The following is a 1,671-nucleotide window of genomic DNA, read 5'->3' on the forward strand; positions in this document are numbered from 1 at the left end:
TCACTCTCTCCGCCCCGCCGCCGCCCCCCCCCCCCCCCCCACCGGCCCCCCCCCCGTCGCCAGCGCCACGAGCGGGCGCGGCTGCCCCCGCCCCACGCCGCCGAGCGCGAGCACGGCACGCACCCGACGCTCCTGTGCCGCGTCCAGGGGGTCGTCGAGCACTCCCCGGGCCGACTCCTCGGCCCCCTGGACGCGGCGGGTCTTTCTGCGCAGCACAGCGCCCCTCCCCTCACCGCGTTTCCTCATAGACGCACGAGGCGTACGAAACGTTCGGCCGGCGCCGACCGGCTTCCGCCGGGCCGCCCCCGGCGACGGAGGCGTATGTCACACCGTCTCAGTGCGCGGGCAAAGGATTGGACACATGGGCCCGGGTGAGACACATGATGGAAACTCGGCCATGTCCCGGCCGGAAGACGAGCAGGCGTAAGCGCAGGCAGAAGCGCACGCAGAAGGAGTCGCTGTGAAGGTAGGAATCGTCGGAGCCACCGGTCAGGTCGGCACCGTCATGCTGAGGATCCTCGCCGAGCGCGAGTTCCCGGTGGAGACGCTGCGTCTGTTCGCCTCGGCCCGTTCGGCCGGTTCGACGATCGCCTACAAGGACAAGTCCGTGACGGTGGAGGACGCCTCCACCGCCGACTACTCCGGCCTCGACATCGTGCTGTTCTCCGCGGGCGGCGCCACGTCCCGGGCCCTTGCCGAGAAGGTCGCCTCGCAGGGTGCCGTCGTGATCGACAACTCCTCCGCGTGGCGCAAGGACCCCGAGGTCCCGCTGGTGGTCTCCGAGGTCAACCCGCACGCGGTCGCGGACCGGCCCAAGGGCATCATCGCCAACCCGAACTGCACGACCATGGCCGCGATGCCCGTGCTCAAGCCGCTGCACGCGGAGGCGGGGCTCGAAGCGCTCGTCGTCGCCACCTACCAGGCCGTCTCCGGGTCCGGGCTCGCCGGGGTCGCCGAGCTGCACGGCCAGGCGCAGAAGGTCGTCGCCGACGCGGACAAGCTGACCCACGACGGTTCCGCGGTCGACTTCCCCGAGCCGCAGGTCTACCAGCGGCCCATCGCCTTCAACGTCCTCCCGCTCGCCGGGTCCATCGTCGACGACGGCCTGAACGAGACCGACGAGGAGCAGAAGCTGCGGCACGAGTCCCGCAAGATCCTGGAGATCCCGAGGCTCAAGGTGTCCGGTACCTGTGTCCGGGTGCCGGTGTTCTCGGGGCACTCGCTGCAGGTCAATGCGCGGTTCGCGCGGCCGTTGAGCGCGGAGCGGGCCACGGAGCTGCTGGCGGGGGCGCCGGGGGTTGCCCTCTCGGACATTCCCACTCCGCTGCAGGCTGCTGGGCAGGATCCGTCGTTCGTGGGGCGGATCCGTGCGGACGAGACGGTCGAGCACGGGATCGCGCTGTTCGTCTCGAACGACAACCTCCGCAAGGGGGCGGCGTTGAACGCCGTCCAGATCGCGGAGCTGGTGGCGGCGGAACTCAGCTGACCGCTGCCGCGGGGGTGTGTGTCGGGTGCGGGTCGGTGGGGGTGACCCGCGCAGTTCCCCGCGCCCCTTGGAGGCGCAGGCCTGGGGCGGATCGTCGTCCGCCGGCCGGTGGGGGCTGGCCGCGCAGTTCCCCGCGCCCCTCAAAAGCGGGGCTGCGCCCCAGCTTTTGTCTTCAGGGGCGCGGG

Annotated in this window: 1 protein-coding gene; it reads left to right on the forward strand. The window is 71.8% G+C overall.

Features of this window, described 5'->3' with window-relative positions; genetic code table 11:
* Positions 1-460 precede the first annotated feature (460 nt).
* On the forward strand, positions 461-1,486 hold the full coding sequence (locus ACFWGJ_RS43590) for an aspartate-semialdehyde dehydrogenase (RefSeq protein ID WP_387334531.1): 1,026 nt from the start codon (positions 461-463) through the stop codon (positions 1,484-1,486).
* Positions 1,487-1,671: the final 185 nt, after the last annotated feature.

The organism is Streptomyces sp. NPDC060205 (genome assembly GCF_042728395.1).
Lineage (GTDB): Bacteria > Actinomycetota > Actinomycetes > Streptomycetales > Streptomycetaceae > Streptomyces.